Origin of the sequence: Paenibacillus sp. NPDC058071 (assembly GCF_042885235.1) — a bacterium.
Classification (GTDB): Bacteria; Bacillota; Bacilli; order Paenibacillales; family Paenibacillaceae; genus Pristimantibacillus.
Map to the genome: position 1 here is coordinate 62780 of NZ_JBHVSK010000013.1, position 16332 is coordinate 79111.

Here is a 16332-nt window from a genome sequence, read left to right on the forward strand (position 1 = left end):
CGAAATTATTGGAGGAATTTAACGATGTCTCAAATCGAAAAACGTCTCGCTGAGCTTGGCATTACGCTTCCAGAAACAACCGCACCGAAATTTTCTTACATTCCGGTTAACCAAACTGGCAATCTGATCTACACGTCCGGCTTCGACTGCCGCATTAACGGCATATTGATGTACGAAGGCAAGGTCGGTTCGGACCTGACGATCGAGCAAGGCCAAGAAGCAGCTCGCCAAGTTGTCATTAACTTGCTGGCAGCTATGAAAGCTTATCTCGGCGACCTCGACCGCGTTGTCAAAATCGTTAAAATTCTCGGATTCGTCAACAGCGCGCCAGGCTTCGGCGATCAGCCATACGTAATGAACGGCGCTTCCGATCTGCTGATCTCCGTATTCGGCGAGAACGGCCGTCACGCCCGCTCCGCGATCGGCACGAGCGACCTGCCTTTCCACACGCCAGTCGAAATCGAGCTGATTGCGGAAATCCGCGACTAGTTAGGGCTGAAGCTGCCTCATAGGGCTGAAGCTGCCTCATAGGGCGAAGTCTCTCACGAACTTGTTGTCGCTCTTTTAGGGAAGTAAAGTAGTGGAGCTTCGAGCTTGTCACTGTTCCCTGAGCGAAATTGTGAGGCTATCATAGCTTGTCACTGCTCCCTTAGTGATATAGTAAAGGCTCTTATAGCTTGTCACTGCTCCCTTAGGAAATAGTGAATATTCTCATAGCTTATCGCTCACTTAGGAAATAACTGCTAAAACGCAGTTATTTCTCCCGATATCGGTCATGAATAAGGAAATAACGTCCAAAAGGACGTTATTTCCTTGAGGTCAAGCGCTAGAGCAGGCTCAAAGCGAGTAATAAATGCAAAAACGCAGTTATTACTCGCTGGTCGGCCTTTAACTGGACAAATAACTGCAATATTGCAGTTATTCTTCAACGGCAGCTTTGAAATGAAAAATCCCGACAGCTCGCTCTGCCGGGATTTTTTCTATGGAATGCTTTCAGCCAGCTGCATTGCCTGCGGCTGCTGAATTACGCCTTGCTTCCTTTTTGTTTTGGCGCTTGCTGCTGCTGCGGTTCCGTTGGCTGTTTTTGCTGCTGCTGCGGATTTTCCGGCGCTCCTTCCCGGCTTTCCTTTTCTTTACGAAGCTTGCGCAGCTCGTCCAGCAGTTGATCCGCCGACTTGCCTTCCGTCTGAATGCCATGCTCCTTCGCCACTCTCCGTAAATGCTCCAGACGTTTTGCTTGGTGCTCTTTCTTGAAAGCTTCCCATTTTGCCGCGTCTTTCGCTTTAGCTGCTTGCAGCTCCGTCTTTAACTGCTCGGCCGTTTTGCCTTCTGTGCTAATACCAAAGTACTTTGCCATGTAACGGAGCTTCGCCAAACGATGCTCTTCAATTTGGCTCGCCGATGGCGGCTGGCCTTTATGATGATCGTGCCCATGCTGCCATCCTTCTTCTGCATGGGAGTGAGCGCTGCCGTCATTTTCCTCCGGGGAAAGCTGCTCTGGCGTCTGCGCGTAGACTGGCAATGCCATTAACCAAACCGCTGCGGCAAGCGCCGCGACGAATCCTTTTACTTTCATCCTTTTTGCCACAACCCTTCTATTCGTTCTGGATACCGGAGCTTGGCCCGGATCCTTCTGGATTATTTTTCCCATCCATGCGAGCGAATAGACATGTGTTTCGAAATCAAGCAAACGGCTTCGTCTACTCTAGACGCTTTAGCCGCTCTAACAGCTCCTCCTTCGAGAAATGTTCCCCGATGAAAACAGCTACGTCATTCACATCTCCTTGCGGTGTAATGCGCATAAAGTCGCTTTCCCGGTAAGCGTACTGAAACAAGAAGCGGCTCGCCGTATCCGTGAACGTGACGATCCCTTTTGCCCGGTATATGTTTTCCGGAAGGTCCCGCAGCAGCGCCTCGAACGCCTCGCTATCAACTGGTCCGTTCAAATAGTGAGTCAAAACCATCACATGCTCATGCGAGTGGTGGTGATGAGAATGCTGATGACCAGCGTCATGACTACGATGCGAGTCCTGATCGCGATGATTCTCTTGATCGTGGTCATGGTCATGGTCATGGTCATGGTCATGGTCATGATCGTGGTCGTGGTCATGACTGGAATGATGCTCGTGACTGGCATTATGCTTTTGGTGCTGATTGTGCAACTGACCGACATCTTGTTCGTTTGCTGCTTCAAGCCCCAGCCCGTTCAAATCGTCGACTTCACAGCGAACGGTCGCTTTTATCGGCGCATGGCTGTTCAGCTCTCGCAATAGCTGCTGAGCCTCGACCAGTTCCTCCGCTTCCAGCTTATCCGACTTATTCAGAAGCAAGCGGGTCGCGCAACGAATCTGCTCCTGCATTAATTTAAATGTGCGGCCTTTGCCGTTGCGGCTTCGGCTAAGCAGCTCCGGCCCGTCGACTACCGTAATGATTGAGCGCAGTTCGATCCGAGCGTACATGGACGTTTCCGTAACCCCATCAATGATCTCAAGAGGATTGGCGGCTCCCGTTGACTCGATAATGATGACGTCCGGCTGATGCTCGTCGATTAGCGCTACGAGCTCCATGCTCAGGTCGGCGCGAATCGTACAGCAAATGCAGCCGCTCAGCATTTCCGACATCGGCACCTCTCCGTCCACAAGCTGGCCGTCCAGATTGATATCTCCCAGCTCGTTCATAATGACGGCGGCCTTCAGTCCTTGCGCTTTATAATGATCGAGCATTTTCGTCAGCAGCGTCGTTTTCCCGCTTCCGAGAAAGCCCGATAGTAAATGAATCGGAATCAGATGATCTTTTTTCGGCATGACCGTTATCCCCTTTCTAGAAAAGCTATGCGTCATGCTTCATTATATCGCAATCTTGCAAGGAAAAAAGAGCCGACGAACGGAGAGAGGTTAGTTTGTGTTAATAGGGAACTTTTACCTATCTATTTACGTCTGAAAGAAAATTGGAAGCTTAATAAAGGGGGCAATCGGTCATCTCATGATCATTTGGATAAATGGCGCTTTCGGATCAGGAAAAACGACAACGGCCTACGAGCTGCAGCGAAGAATCTCGGGCTCCACTGTGTACGATCCCGAGAAAATAGGCTTTTTTCTAATGAAAAACATACCGCCTTCCATTGCAAAGGACGATTTTCAGCATTATTCAATTTGGCGTGAAATGAACTATACTGCTTTAAAATATTGGTATGAGGAATTCAACGGGACGATCATCGTACCAATGACGATTGTAGACCCTATATATTTCGATGAAATCATAGGCAAGCTGCGTCGCGATGGAGTTGCGATCCACCATTTTGCGTTGTGCGCTTCGAAAGAGGTGTTGCTCAAACGATTACGGAGTCGCGGTCAAGGCCGGACAAGCTGGGCTGCTCTACAAATCGAACGCTGTGTGGAATCATTATCGAGCGAGATTTTCACAAGCCACCTCGATACGGACAAGCTGACGACGCAAGAAGTCGTTGAACTGATCGGCGCTCAACTGGATATCCCTCTCTTACCTGACAATAGAAGCAATCTGCGCAGGAGATGGGACCGGTTGATCACGAAGATCAAGCATATTCGTTAATCTTTTGCCGGCTTTTGCATGCGATGAAGGATAGTCAGTATTCGGTAAAGTACTAATTAATAGGGCCGTCAACCTCGCTTGATCAGCGAAATTGACGGCCCTTCTCTTATTCTGAAACAAGCTTATAGTAGCGTTTCGGCTCATCGAACGATTCGAATAGCCCGTTCTTCCCGTTGAATTTGATCCCGTTCCCGCTCCATGCCTCTGCTGCCTCGTTTACTGAATCGCTCTCCACTACTTGACCATCGATTTTATTGTAAATCATCAAGTCAACCGACGGCGATCCGTTGTAAGCCAGAATTTCACGGCGGCCGTCGCCGTCCAAGTCAGCAATCTCCAGCAGTCGATCGCTGAATAGAATGACTTCCCAGCTGCCATCTATGTCTTTTAGAAAGTAATTCACCGAGCAGGCTGCGCCGCAATAACCGATCGCCCAATAAAGCTGCTCATCGAACACTTCCGTTTCGTTCAAATCAATCACATTCAAATATGTATCGCTGCCGAATGTGCCAAATTCCTTTACCGTATTCCCGTCTCGCTGACCGAGATACATCTCGTCCGTTTCTTCGTCTTTTTTGGCAAACACGATCAGTCCATTCGGCCATTCTTTCTTCTTCGTCAACGCAGAGTAGGCTATGGAAGACGATGGATTCGGCTGGGCCACTTCATGATAGGTTAACGAAAACATCTTCGCGATTTCAGTCCGAGGTTGCGGCCTCTCCCTTTCGAGCGGCTCTTGTCTATATTGCTCTTTCTTCTGCTCAATTGGCTCTTGTCTGTACTGCTCTTTCTCCTGCCTTCCCTGTTCAATAAGTGCAATTGCTTCCTCAGCCCTCTCTATAATTGAGCAGCCGGTAAGAAGCAGACTGAACGATAATGCACAAATAATGATCTTATGCGTATGTCTCAAGCTTATGCCCCCTTCTCTCTGTAAAGGTAAGTACTCCCTTGATAGAAAAAGGTTGCGGAGGGAAAAACAGCAAGCTAATGAAACAAATCCCCCAGCGCGGCGGGCGCTGGAGGATTCGTTTCATCTATATCAGATTGTTACGGCTTCGCCTCGTGCTGACTAGCTGGCTAGGCAAGTAATCACCAGCACAAAGAGCGGCTAATGATAACTAGCAGGATAAAGAGGACGAGAATGACGCCGACGCTTGTGAAAGCGCCGCCCACGTGTCCGCCGCCGCATCCCGGACCGTATCCGGCGTTACCTACTCCATAGCTCATTTATTCATCTCCTTCGCAAAGAAAGATAAGAAGGGGATTTCACCCTGTACCTAACCGACTGTTCGCCGCTGCGACCGTTCCGCTGCCATCGGAACGCCTTGCAGGACTGCTGTCGTTACGGTACATTTGCATCTTATGTGAATCCACCTAATACCGTATAGGCCATGAACAAAAATGTGCTCATGCGTAGGTCGCCGTTCCAGTTGTACAGCATGTTACGCCCGACTATGCTCTAGCGGAAACCCGTTGACCCAATATTTCCGCAAATGCAGTCAGTCCAATCAAGTCTGTCTCGTCGAACCGCGCAAAGGAAGGACTATCAATATCGAGCACTCCTAGAATGCCGCCATCCTTCAGAAAAATCGGAATGACAAGCTCCGAGTTCGAAGCGCTGTCGCAAGCGATATGTCCCGGAAATTGATGGACGTCATCGACTAGCACGGCTTCCCGTCTGCTTACAGCGGTTCCGCATACTCCTTTATCAACGGTGATTCTTGTGCAAGCCGGTTTTCCTTGGAACGGACCGAGCACAAGCTCCTCGCCCTCCAGCAAATAAAAGCCGACCCAGTTGATGTCTTCCAAAAACTGTCCCAACAGTGCGGAAGCGTTCGCCAGATTGGCTAACAGGCTCGGCTCGTCAGCGATTAAACTATCCAGCTGTTTGAGCAGCAGCTCATAGCTTTGCTCTCTCGTACCCGTATATAGCGATTGCTCGAACATGTTACAAGCACCTCTTTTCTTTTTCTTTTACTTCTATTTCAATAGGATGGTATCCAAGCCTGTTCACTATTTCCGAATATGATATAGCGTGTCGTTCTCATAGAAAGGGGAATATCATGCCTAAAAACAAAACGGCCGCTTCCTCCGCAAGAAAAGTCCGACGCCGCTCTATATCGCCGTCTCGTCGGCCGGCAGTTCAGCAGCGCAAGCGTTTCAAGCCTACCGTACGTATTTTGGCGTTTGCGGATGATGTGTTCGACTTGACCAATCAAGCAAGAATTGCGGCCGGACTGCGACCTCTTCAAAAGCTGCTGGTAACAACGCAGCTTCCGAACGGCAGCAGTGTTACGGTTGACCAATTAAGCGAAATCGCAACGCTTAAAGCTCGGGATATGCGGGATCAGGGATATTTTGCGCACACTTCCCCGACCTACGGCAGCCCTGGCGAAATGCTGGATACCTTCGGCGTTGCTTGGACGGCTTATGGCGAAAATATCGCTGCGGGCCAATTGACGCCGGAGGCAGTTATGAACGCTTGGTTGAACAGCCCTGGACACCGGGCCAATATTTTAAACCCGAACTTTACGTATTTGGGCGTCGGCTACGTGCCCGGCAACAGCGACAGCGAGTATCGGACCTACTGGACACAGCTCTTCGTTCGGCTATAATCGCTTCAATTGCTCCGTGCGATTCCCGAATGCTGGCCGACGTATGACGTGTGGGAACAATCGATCGAGCAGGTAAGCCGCCGCAATGCCAGCCGCGTATCGTACAAGATCGACGCTAACAAACCCTTTCCCCAAAATCAAACCGCCGATGAGCGTAGACCGCAAATGATTGATCCAATCCGCTTGATACAGCTGGCTGAACTCAATTGCGAAGGAGAATGCGACTGCTGATAAAGCCGCAGCTCCAAGTCTCCCGCGTGGCTGAAGAAATCGGAAGCCGAAGTATATCATCGCCGCCCATAAAGCGTCTCCAAAGTGATGAACGACAAACGCTGGCAACCGATCGGAGAAAATGCGGCTGCTCAGCCCCAGAATAATCGCAGCAAGCAAGGCCGCCAAGTAACCGATTCGTTCTATTATCGGTCTAGCAGGCATATGGACCATCGCCCCTTCGGTTTTCTAATGAAAAAGGAAGCTTCCCTGCGCATCGGATGCACGGGGAAGCTTCTTTGCTTGTGTTGGACGTGCTAAGTCAATTTCACCAGGCTGTAATTTTTTTTGCCCTTGCGGATGATGATGAAGCGTCCGCCGATAGCATGGCCAGACGTTACTTCCAGCTCCAAATCGGTTACTTTTTCACCGTTCATCGACAGAGCGCCCTTCGTAATATCCTCTCGCGCTTGGCGTTTGGACGGCTCAATGCCGAGATCGACGAGCCAGTCGACGATGTTTTTCGATTCCTTGGTCGCTTCGAACGTTGGCATTTCTTTGAAGCCTTGCTCGATTTCGTCAGCCGTCAGCGATTTAATATCGCCGCTGAATAGCGCCGCCGTAATCCGTTTCGCCTGCTCCAGCATTTCATCGCCGTGCACGAACCGCGTCATTTCCTCAGCCAGCGTTTTTTGCGCTTCGCGCTTATGCGGCTCGGTTTTCACCTTTTCATCCAGCTCTGCGATTTGCTCTTGATTCAGGAACGTAAAGTACTTCAAATATTTAACGACATCGCGGTCGTCCGTATTCGCCCAGAATTGATAGAATTCGAACGGTGTCGTTTTGTTTGGATCGAGCCATACGGCTCCGCCCGCCGTTTTGCCGAACTTCGTCCCGTCCGCCTTCAGCATAAGCGGAATGGTTAGGGCGAAAGCTTTCGCTTCCGTTCCTTCTTTTTTACGAATCAGATCGAGACCGCTCGTAATATTGCCCCATTGGTCGGAACCGCCGACTTGAAGCTGTACGTCTTCGTGACGGTAGAGGTGCAGGTAATCGAGCGATTGAAGAATTTGGTACGAAAACTCCGTGAAGGAAATGCCCGTTTCCAGTCTGCTCGCCACAACATCTTTCGCCAGCATGGTGTTAATGCTGAAGTTTTTGCCGTAGTCGCGCAGAAACTCAATCACGTTGATTTTATGCGTCCAATCGTAGTTGTTCACCATCCGGACTTGATTGTCGCCCTCAGTCATGAAGAGCTTCTTCATTTGCGCGCTGAGTGCATCAACGTTTGCCTGTATTTGCTCCATCGTTTGCAGTGAACGTTCCGTTTGGCGTCCGCTCGGATCGCCGATCGTTCCGGTCGCGCCGCCGATCAGAATAACCGGACGATGGCCGGCAAGCTGGAATCTTTTCAATACGATAAATGGAATCAAATGCCCAATATGCATGCTATCGCCCGTCGGGTCGACGCCGCAGTAGAGCGATATCGATTTTTGTTCGGTCAATTCACGCAAGCCTTCCGAGTCAGACTGCTGATTAATGGCGTCGCGCCATTCGAGTTCGTCAATGATGTTCATTTTCGTTGGACAGCTCCTTGTATAAGGGGTTTTTAGTACGTTTCGACAATTGATATGGCGTGTCGTTGAAAACAAAAAATCGCCCCTTGTCTAACTTGTAGACATAGGGACGATTATATAACCGTGTTACCACCCAGATTGCACCAATGACATCTCACGCCGCATAAAGCACGCGCTGTCATTGTTGCCGCTCATTGGCGAGATATCGTTCGCCTTGCCGCCCGGCATTACCCGGGATACTCGAGAGATGTAATTCGCAGCGGTCATATGTGCCGGGTCTCATCGACCCCCGGCTTTCTGAGACAGGGATGAGGCTGCTACTGGGCTCTTTCAACGTATGCCATGTATAAGATTACAGTCATTATAGGGGTGTAAAATCGGAAAGTCAATGGAACGATGAAAAATACACCATAAATACTTGTGCTGAATTTGTAAAACCTAAGTCCCGGGGAAATAACTTAAAGGAGTGACAATGACCATGAAAAAATTAGCCATTATTGCTATGTCGGCATGCTTGTCCCTTACGGTATTCGCAGCATCTGCTTCTGCGGCAACCGCTACTACAACTACTGCTGTAACTAAAAAAGCCGAGCACCATCACAAAGTGCATGCCAAACATCACAAAGCAAAAGCGCACAAGCTGCATGCGAAATCGACTTCAAAAGTACACAAACTTAGCACGAAGGAGCATAAGCTTCGCGCCAAAGCATTGCCTAAATCGGGATACGGCGGCGTAAGCGAGTAACTTGGAAGGAGGAATAGGCTTCTTTTGCCTATTCCTCCTCTCAGTAAAGGATGGAATAACATGACCAAATATTTCAAGACGCTTTCCTTGCTGCTGCTTATACTATTGACCGCTTGCACATCCGGACAAGCAAGCAAACCGAACGTGCTTCATACTCCAGAAGCGCAAATCAGCCCTCTCCCAAATATACCTACACAAATCCCGGCTCAATCACAATCAACAAACAAGACAGCCGTTCCTTTTGCGCCTAAGAATCATTATATATTGCCCGGCAAAATTATTCCCAATACGCTCTGGATTCCTTCCGTTTCGATTAAAGCGCCTATCGAACCGGTAAAACTGCTGGAAAACGGACAAATGGGCGTACCGGAGTCCAGCGAGGTGGCTGGGTTATTCATCGAAGGCGTACTGCCTGGCGAGGAAGGAAACGCGCTTATTGCAGGACATGTCGATAATTATACAGGCCCTGCTATTTTTTATCCGCTTAAAAGACTTAAGCCCGGCCATCCCATTATTCTATCTGATGAAAATGGAAAATATCTCGTTTATATGGTCGATGCAGTCGAATCCTACTTAACCGCTGAAGCTCCGCTCGATCGCATTTTTGGAGATACAGACAAGGAGCGACTAAATATAATCACTTGCGCCGGAAAATACGATCGCAAAAAGAAAGAGCATGAAAAAAGGCTTGTGGTGTATGCCCACATGCTGAAATAAAAATGGGGTCCCTAATGAAGCCCTCAACCTTTAGTTGTCTTCTGAAAAGTACTTCTTCACCAGAAACTTTTCATACGTTATAGCAAAGATCACGAAAGCAGTTAAGGGTATGAACACATATATTCCCCAATGCTTATGCTCATGTAATATAGGCTGTGTTATCACGATATACAAAGTAGAAAATAGAATACCCGCAACCGTATAATAGATCCCTTTGTGAACTTTTGATACCCGTTTTTTCCTTATCCAAATCACTAAAAAGTTAATCAGATATAATCCTACAAATAAAAAATGTGAGTACAGCATTAAAAATGTAAAGTATTCAGAAGTTCTAATACCCATTGGAGGCTCGCTAATAGGTTTAGAAACACTAAACATGATGGTTTCCAAAGTAATGAGATACAACGTCAAGAAGACGTGCAAGCCTGTGAAGGGGAGAAAACCCGTTCCTTTTTCTTCAGAATTGCGCATAAACAACCTCCCTCCTTTAAACGCGCCCTCTATCGCTTTGGCATTGTTTGTAGCATGCGCTAACTCTAAAACGAACAACGCATCAAGAAAGTTACTAAATTGACTGTAAGTTGTAATGCAATTGTGGCCCTATTTCAGTTTCAACCGCCATTGTCTGCAGCATTCCATTTTAATAATAAAAGCCGGGGATGTATGTGCCCACGGCTTGTTTTGATGATGGTAGTCGAAACTATCGAAATTGCACTGACGCTTATTACCTCATTTGAAACGTGTTTTGAAGGTTTTTTGTCAGTACTATTCACTTATTAACTCAAGCTATAAACCTCATTCTTCTCAAACAGCCTCCGCACCTGATCTGCCATATATTGTGGAGGGTGTGGCATCTTATTGCGAATCCACCATTCCAAAATTCCGACGAAAGCCGAAGACATGAATTGGGCATTGAGCTCTTTATCGATGCCTGAGTTTACATCCTGTTTATCCTGCTTTACCTTCAAGCCAGCCGAAATAAACTCCAGCATGCGATCCCGGAACAAAGTGCTTCTATGGTTGGAGAACATGGCTGAGAAGAATAGGTAGTTATCTCCCACATACTCAATTACAGTCATCAAATCCTGTTCTACCACCATTACTTCCGGAGGCAGGTCATGCGAACTGCAAAAGGAAATCAACTTCCCCAAATGATCCTCAATACACTTATCCAACAAATCGTATTTATCAATATAATGCAAATAAATTGTCCCACGATTAACATTGGCCCGCTCTGCGATATCATTTATGGTAATTTGTTCAAGTTCTTTTTCAGTAAAAAGCTCCAGGAACGCCCGATTTATAGCTTCCTTCGTTCTGAGAATCCGTCTATCAATCTTTTTTTCCATCTCCATTTGCAATCCGTCCCCCGTTAATCAACACTTTCACCCCATCTGTTGCATATCGGACGAAAGCGCAAGTATTAGCGATTGAATTGATGAACCATCCCTATATAATATTAATCAACGGCCGTTAAATAATCAACAATTGTTCAATATCATGCACTAATTCAATTTAATCATTCATTTCTAGGGAGAGATGACAGATGGACCATACAAAAGGCAAAGTTGTGGTTATTACAGGAGCATCAAGCGGGATTGGAGAGGCTGCGGCCAGATTGCTTGCTGAAAAGGGAGCCAAGCTCGTGCTGGCAGCAAGAAGGGAAGAGCGGCTGCAAGCTGTTGTAAGTGAGATCAAGCAGGCAGGCGGAGAGGCGTCTTATATCAAGGCTGACGTCGTTTCTGCTGAAGATTTGCAGCAGGTAGCGCAGTTTGCTTTAAGGCAATACGGCCGGATTGATGTACTTGTGAACAATGCAGGTATTATGCCGGTTTCAAAACTGAGTGAGCTGCGAGTCAAAGATTGGGATCAAATGATGGAGGTTAATGTTAAAGGTGTGCTGAATGGAATCGCAGCGGTACTTCCGGTTATGCGTGAACAATTAAGCGGTCATATCATTAACGTTTCGTCAGTAATGGGTTATGAAGTGAGTCCAACATCAGCTGTATACAGTGCTACGAAGTTTGCGGTGCGTGCAATTCTGGAGGGGCTCCGCAAGGAAGAATCTGCAGCCTCCCGTATTCGAACAACAGTTATCGCACCTGGAATGACAGAAACGGAGCTATTCAACACTGTAACAAGCCCTGAGGTCAAAGAAATGGCGAAACACTTTGACGCTATGGCCATTTCCCCATACAGTATTGCAAGAGCTATCGCCTATGCGATTAATGAGCCTGAGGACACTTCAGTCAATGAAATCATCATTAGACCAACGCTTCAGCCATAATATAGTGAAAAAAAGCTCGCCTTCCTCGTGATAGCATGAGGAAGGCGAGCTTCATTTATGCAATACTCATTCCGTCTTTTATACCTTTTGAGACAGACAGCCCCATTGCTTTTTATGAAGGATTGAAGTTCTGCAACCCGAATCCGTACGGGAATAGCGGATTGCCGAAGTTCGTCGGCACAGGCTGATTGTTTTTAATATAATTACGGATTTGGGTCCGCTCCGCCTCAGTCGCACCAAGGTCGTAAGGCAGATCCCACTTCTCCAGTTGGTTCGATACGGCATCCGTTCCGACTTGATCAACAGAACGCGGCAATTGGAATGGCAGCTTGCCCGTTGGCAAATAATCTCCGAACAGCAATTGCGCTGTTGCTAATCCACCGCCGTTGCCAGGCCGATACAGCAGGACGATCGCCGAGCATTTGTCCACAATATTGGTCAACACGTACGGCCTCGGTGTAACGATGGCACAGATGACCGGTATGTTACGGTTGTAAAATTTGTCGATCACTGCGACTTGATCGGCAGGCAGCGTTGGATTTTTATCCGGCCACTCCGTGCCGTGAGTATAGCTCTTCTCACCTATGACCACAACTGCGGCCTTTGCTTGCGGCGCATCGTTCAACGCAACATTAACGTTCGCTCCCGCCCGATCCTTGATGCCCTGGAAGTAGGACTTGGCGGCAGGATTGTCGTGATAAATCGACTGCCAGACGACGTTGGAGATATTGTCCGTCGCCATGTCATCACTTAATGCACGCGGACCGGCAACAATAATCGTTTCACCATTGTTTGGCTTGAGCGGCAGGACGCCGTTGTTCTTGAGCAATGTGAGCGATTGGCGTGCCGCTTCATTCACAATGTTGTTGCTCTCTGCACTATGCCAGATTGTCGTTGGATAATCTGGATCCCCATACGGGTTCTCAAACATTCCGAGACGGAATTTAAGATCAAGCACTCTCCTCGCAGCTTCGTTGAGTCGCGGCAAACCGACGGCGGCAATCAAGGTATTGAAGTCAGTGCCAGAGGCGACTGCTCCGCCCATAACGTCGCTTCCCGCCCCGATGCTCTTAATCGAAATATCGGTAGCCGCTGCCAGCCAGTCTGTCATGACGACGCCCTTGAATCCAATCACATTGCGCAAATAATCAAGCGTTGGCTTGCTCGTTCCCGCTCCATTGCCATCCGGATCAAGGAATGGCGCCCCGCCGTAACCTGGCATGACCGTAGCCATATTAGCGTCCATCGCAGCATACCATGGCTTCATATGCCACTTAATCGTCGTTTCATCGTACACGATCGACTGCTCCCCGCCAGCGCCTTGACTCGGCCAGTGCTTGACGGTAATCAGCATCGATTTAGGATTCACTTCCGGTCCGCCCTGCATCCCTGCGATCAATGCGCGTAGCATCGCTGCAGAATAATCGGCGTTCTCGCCCGTTCCTTCTTGGAAACGAGGATAAAGGACCTTCGTATTCACTTCTGCCAGCGGAGACAGCGTACCGGTAAAGCCCCATGCCTTCTGTTCCCGGCGCTGAAGATCGCCAACCTGCCATGTTAAAGCCAAATTACGGGTAGCTGCCATTCCAAGCTCGGTCGGGAATACCGTCTTCCAACCGTGAATCTTATCACCGGTGAACGCAATTGGAATCCCGAGGCGAGAGGTGGCAGCCACTTTCTTCTGCGCGTCTGTAATGAAATTGGTCGTCCCGTAAGAGAACACGAAACCAGCCATCTCATTTATTCCATCAATCGACTCTGGCGAGAAGAAGAGCTGATTAATCTTCTCTTCGTTTGTCATACGCGACATCAAATCTTCGACCCGCGTTGCGATCGGATTATGCCAATCTTCATAGGGCTCGATTGTTCCATTCTTGTTCAAATCCCGGCTGCCGTTTACAATTTGAATGCCATCGCTAACTTGCTCGATATAAGGTAAATAAACGCTGAACTGTCCAATGTTGGACTGGCTCCGCTTGCCTGTACCGTCCACGGCGATGACATACCACTTATACGTCCAGCGATCGACGAGGGATGGCGAAACGTATGCCGTACTAGTCGTTTCGCCAACCTTCGTATAACGATCCAATAAATTGCCTGAGGCGTTCCAATCATAATCATTACGCGTCACATTCACCCAGACTTCGTACTTGACGGTACCTGCTTTTGCTTCCCAAGTCAGCTGAGGCGTCCGGGTCGTCGTCACCATCTGTTCGTTCGTCGGCGAAAGCACGCGGAAATCGGAAATGGTATACGTTGCAGTAGACACGATTGAATCGGTCATATCTGCCTTGATGGCAATCGCTTTGAGCGTTGTTGTTGCCGCAATATTGATAGCGCCATTATACGTTGCCGATTGGGCGGTTGGCGTCGAGCCGTCCGTCGTATACTTGATTGTCGCGCCCGCCGTCGCGCTCGTCAACGTCACGTTCTGAGCTGTCGTGTATGCTCCGCCCGCAGGTGTGAACGTCGGTGCAGCAACCTGCGGAGGCAATGGCGTCGGTTGTCCGTACACTTCGAATTCCAATAAAGAATAGCCAAAGCCTGTGTTGCGGACTGTACCGTAAACCCTTACGTATCTGCCTCTAGTTGGTGTAATATTAATGCTTTCAATGCCGCCTGTTCCGTTATTCTGCGTGTATACGTCACTCCAGTCCCTCTCGTTGTTTGACAGTTGAATTTTGTAGGACTTGGCGCTCGCAGCCTCCCAGTTCAACTTTACGCCGTCGATAGCGTAAACGGCACCCAGATCGACGTAAATCCATTGCGGATCTTCAAATTTCGATTCCCACCGCGTACCAACGTTGCCGTCTGTCGCTTGCTCCGCCTTATTCCCATTAATAAAACTCGATGCGAAGGTCGGTTTGAAGTACGCCAAATTCACAGCCGTTTGACCTATCGTATACGAAGCGGAAGCAACGGCTGAATTCGCAAGCCCGGCTTTGATCGCGATCGCTTTGACCGTCGTTGTGACAGCAACGTTGATCGGACCCGTGTATGTGGCAGACGCGGCGGTCGGCGTTGAACCGTCCGTTGTATACTTGATAACGGCTCCTTCCGTCGAGCTCGTGATCGTTACGCTCTGCGCCGATGTGTAGGTACCTGCCGCAGGTGCGAATACAGGCGTTGCCGCGGCGACCGGATCGGTAATATCAACGGTGATCGCCATGTTCGGCTGTACAGTAAACGTCAGTGGATTGCCTTGGATCGGGTTGCCATTTGGCGTGGTTGCCTTGAACAGCACCTGCTTCTGCTCAACCATGTAGTTAACGCCAATCGTCACCGTCGTGCCGACATTATATCGAAGCGAGTGGTTGACCGTAGTATTCTGCGTCTTCAGCGTCGTTTTCTGATCCAGATCAGCCTGCGCTAATCCCATCTCCAAATACTGCGCGTAAGGGCCTGTTACCGGAATTGTCACCGCTACAGGCGATGCATTAATGGTATAGACGGCTGTCGATATCGACGAATCGGCCATGCCTGCCTTCGTCGATATCGCCTTGACTGTCGTGCTCGTCGCAACAGTAATCGGACCAACGTACACGGCAGATGCCGCTGTAGGTGTCGAGCCATCCGTCGTATACTTGATCGCCGCTCCTGGTGTCGCGCTCGCGATCGTCACCTCTTGCGCCGTCAAATAAGTCCCTGTCCCCGGGGTGAACGTTGGTGCGGCTGCTTGTTGCTGCGAGGTACCCGTTCCGTAAACCTCAAAGTCCCATAACGAATAGCCGTATGCCGTTGCCCTCTGCGTGCCGTATATGCGAACATAACGGGCATTCGTCTCATTGAAAGATACATCGTCCACGCCGCCGTCGCCTGTCGTCGTCGAATAAACATCTGTCCAGCTTGATTCGTTGGACGATACTTGAATTTGATATGATTTCGCATAAGCCGTCTCCCAGTTGAGCTTCACCCGGTTGACGGCTTGGACTGCGCCAAGATCGACGGCAATCCATTGTGGATCTGAGAATTCCGACGACCACCGCGTTTCGCTATTGCCGTCGACGGCTCCTGCCCCGACAAATGGCCCTTCAGACGACAATACCGTTACCGGTTTGTTCAGGGCTAAGTTCGTCGCAACGGGCGCGCTCGCTCGCGTGATATTCAGCCAACTGAAGTTCCAGCCATTCGTCACCGCATACACCCGAAGCGTCTGACTGCCCGCCGTCAGATTGACGCTAGCGGCGACTGTCTGCCAGTTCTGAAAACCTCCCGTATTCGGCACATTAACGGTAGCGAGCACCGTGCCGCTTGTCTGAAGTTGTAATTGTGTATTTTCATAAGGGCTCGCTACCCGTAGCTCTACGTTATACGTTCCGGTAGTTGGAACATTAATCACATAGTCCATCCAATCGTTCCCGTCGATATATGCGATATTCATACCGCCTTCGCTGCAAACTTCCGTCGTAACACCGCTCATAGCGGAATAGCTATCCGCATTGATCTTGCCTGGATCGCCTGGCGCCGCGATCACCGGCGGCAAGGAGACAAACAGACTTGCGAGCAATGAAAGAATGAGCAGGCGGGTTACACCCTTTTTAAACATATGCCATCCTCCTATTCGATTTTTTCCGAGAGGCCGCTTCAGCCATGCCCTGCCTACATGCTTGC

16 protein-coding genes and 1 other annotated feature are annotated in these 16332 nt (G+C 49.2%); of the genes, 6 read left to right on the top strand and 10 right to left on the bottom strand.

The window, feature by feature from the left end:
* Positions 1 to 24: 24 nt before the first annotated feature.
* Positions 25 to 489, top strand: coding sequence for a RidA family protein (locus ACFVTB_RS20060; protein WP_387753060.1), 465 nt, complete (start codon positions 25 to 27; stop codon positions 487 to 489).
* 535 nt (positions 490 to 1024) lie between these two features.
* On the opposite strand, the gene ACFVTB_RS20065 is transcribed toward ACFVTB_RS20060, so the two are convergent.
* Together ACFVTB_RS20065 and ACFVTB_RS20070 are read right to left on the bottom strand one after the other, a co-directional pair.
* Entirely contained in the window at positions 1025 to 1576 is a 552-nt protein-coding gene (locus tag ACFVTB_RS20065; protein ID WP_387753063.1) for a hypothetical protein, read from the bottom strand.
* Positions 1577 to 1700: 124 nt separating this feature from the next.
* Entirely contained in the window at positions 1701 to 2804 is a 1104-nt protein-coding gene (locus tag ACFVTB_RS20070) for a CobW family GTP-binding protein (RefSeq protein WP_387753066.1), read from the bottom strand.
* A 178-nt stretch (positions 2805 to 2982) separates the two neighbouring features.
* Between ACFVTB_RS20070 and ACFVTB_RS20075 the strand changes: the two genes are divergently transcribed.
* Positions 2983 to 3570: an AAA family ATPase gene (locus ACFVTB_RS20075; protein ID WP_387753069.1), complete on the top strand. Its 588-nt coding sequence runs from the start codon at positions 2983 to 2985 to the stop codon at positions 3568 to 3570.
* A 106-nt stretch (positions 3571 to 3676) separates the two neighbouring features.
* On the opposite strand, the gene ACFVTB_RS20080 is transcribed toward ACFVTB_RS20075, so the two are convergent.
* The 3 genes from ACFVTB_RS20080 to ACFVTB_RS20090 all read right to left on the bottom strand — a co-directional run bounded on the left by ACFVTB_RS20080 (position 3677) and on the right by ACFVTB_RS20090 (position 5517).
* The gene (locus ACFVTB_RS20080; RefSeq protein ID WP_387753072.1) at positions 3677 to 4480 is read right to left on the bottom strand and encodes a hypothetical protein; all 804 of its coding nucleotides are present in this window, start codon (positions 4478 to 4480) and stop codon (positions 3677 to 3679) included.
* Positions 4481 to 4659: 179 nt separating this feature from the next.
* Positions 4660 to 4797, bottom strand: a complete 138-nt coding sequence (locus ACFVTB_RS20085; protein WP_387753074.1) for a hypothetical protein — start codon at positions 4795 to 4797, stop codon at positions 4660 to 4662.
* A gap of 225 nt (positions 4798 to 5022) precedes the next feature.
* On the bottom strand, positions 5023 to 5517 hold the full coding sequence (locus tag ACFVTB_RS20090) for a GAF domain-containing protein (protein WP_387753077.1): 495 nt from the start codon (positions 5515 to 5517) through the stop codon (positions 5023 to 5025).
* 116 nt (positions 5518 to 5633) lie between these two features.
* On the opposite strand from ACFVTB_RS20090, the gene ACFVTB_RS20095 reads away from it, so the two are divergent.
* A complete protein-coding gene (locus tag ACFVTB_RS20095; protein ID WP_387753080.1) occupies positions 5634 to 6185 on the top strand; it encodes a CAP domain-containing protein in 552 nt (183 codons plus the stop codon).
* On the opposite strand, the gene ACFVTB_RS20100 is transcribed toward ACFVTB_RS20095, so the two are convergent.
* Positions 6180 to 6620, bottom strand: a complete 441-nt coding sequence (locus ACFVTB_RS20100) for a ribosomal maturation YjgA family protein (RefSeq protein ID WP_387753083.1) — start codon at positions 6618 to 6620, stop codon at positions 6180 to 6182. The genes ACFVTB_RS20095 and ACFVTB_RS20100 overlap by 6 nt on opposite strands.
* 92 nt (positions 6621 to 6712) lie before the next feature.
* The gene (gene tyrS, locus ACFVTB_RS20105; RefSeq protein WP_387753085.1) at positions 6713 to 7972 is read right to left on the bottom strand and encodes a tyrosine--tRNA ligase; all 1260 of its coding nucleotides are present in this window, start codon (positions 7970 to 7972) and stop codon (positions 6713 to 6715) included.
* Between the two features lie 102 nt (positions 7973 to 8074).
* Positions 8075 to 8315: a binding site (T-box leader), on the bottom strand.
* A 135-nt stretch (positions 8316 to 8450) separates the two neighbouring features.
* Here tyrS and ACFVTB_RS20110 point away from each other — a divergent pair.
* A complete protein-coding gene (locus ACFVTB_RS20110; RefSeq protein WP_387753088.1) occupies positions 8451 to 8717 on the top strand; it encodes a hypothetical protein in 267 nt (88 codons plus the stop codon).
* A gap of 60 nt (positions 8718 to 8777) precedes the next feature.
* Positions 8778 to 9434, top strand: coding sequence for a class F sortase (locus ACFVTB_RS20115; protein ID WP_387753091.1), 657 nt, complete (start codon positions 8778 to 8780; stop codon positions 9432 to 9434).
* A gap of 30 nt (positions 9435 to 9464) precedes the next feature.
* On the opposite strand, the gene ACFVTB_RS20120 is transcribed toward ACFVTB_RS20115, so the two are convergent.
* Together ACFVTB_RS20120 and ACFVTB_RS20125 are read right to left on the bottom strand one after the other, a co-directional pair.
* On the bottom strand, positions 9465 to 9905 hold the full coding sequence (locus tag ACFVTB_RS20120; protein ID WP_387753094.1) for a hypothetical protein: 441 nt from the start codon (positions 9903 to 9905) through the stop codon (positions 9465 to 9467).
* A gap of 305 nt (positions 9906 to 10210) precedes the next feature.
* A complete protein-coding gene (locus tag ACFVTB_RS20125) occupies positions 10211 to 10789 on the bottom strand; it encodes a TetR/AcrR family transcriptional regulator (protein ID WP_387753097.1) in 579 nt (192 codons plus the stop codon).
* A 191-nt stretch (positions 10790 to 10980) separates the two neighbouring features.
* Between ACFVTB_RS20125 and ACFVTB_RS20130 the strand changes: the two genes are divergently transcribed.
* The gene (locus ACFVTB_RS20130; RefSeq protein ID WP_387753099.1) at positions 10981 to 11721 is read left to right on the top strand and encodes an SDR family oxidoreductase; all 741 of its coding nucleotides are present in this window, start codon (positions 10981 to 10983) and stop codon (positions 11719 to 11721) included.
* A gap of 112 nt (positions 11722 to 11833) precedes the next feature.
* Here ACFVTB_RS20130 and ACFVTB_RS20135 read toward each other — a convergent pair whose 3' ends face one another.
* On the bottom strand, positions 11834 to 16267 hold the full coding sequence (locus ACFVTB_RS20135) for a chitobiase/beta-hexosaminidase C-terminal domain-containing protein (protein ID WP_387753102.1): 4434 nt from the start codon (positions 16265 to 16267) through the stop codon (positions 11834 to 11836).
* Between the last annotated feature and the right edge of the window lie 65 nt (positions 16268 to 16332).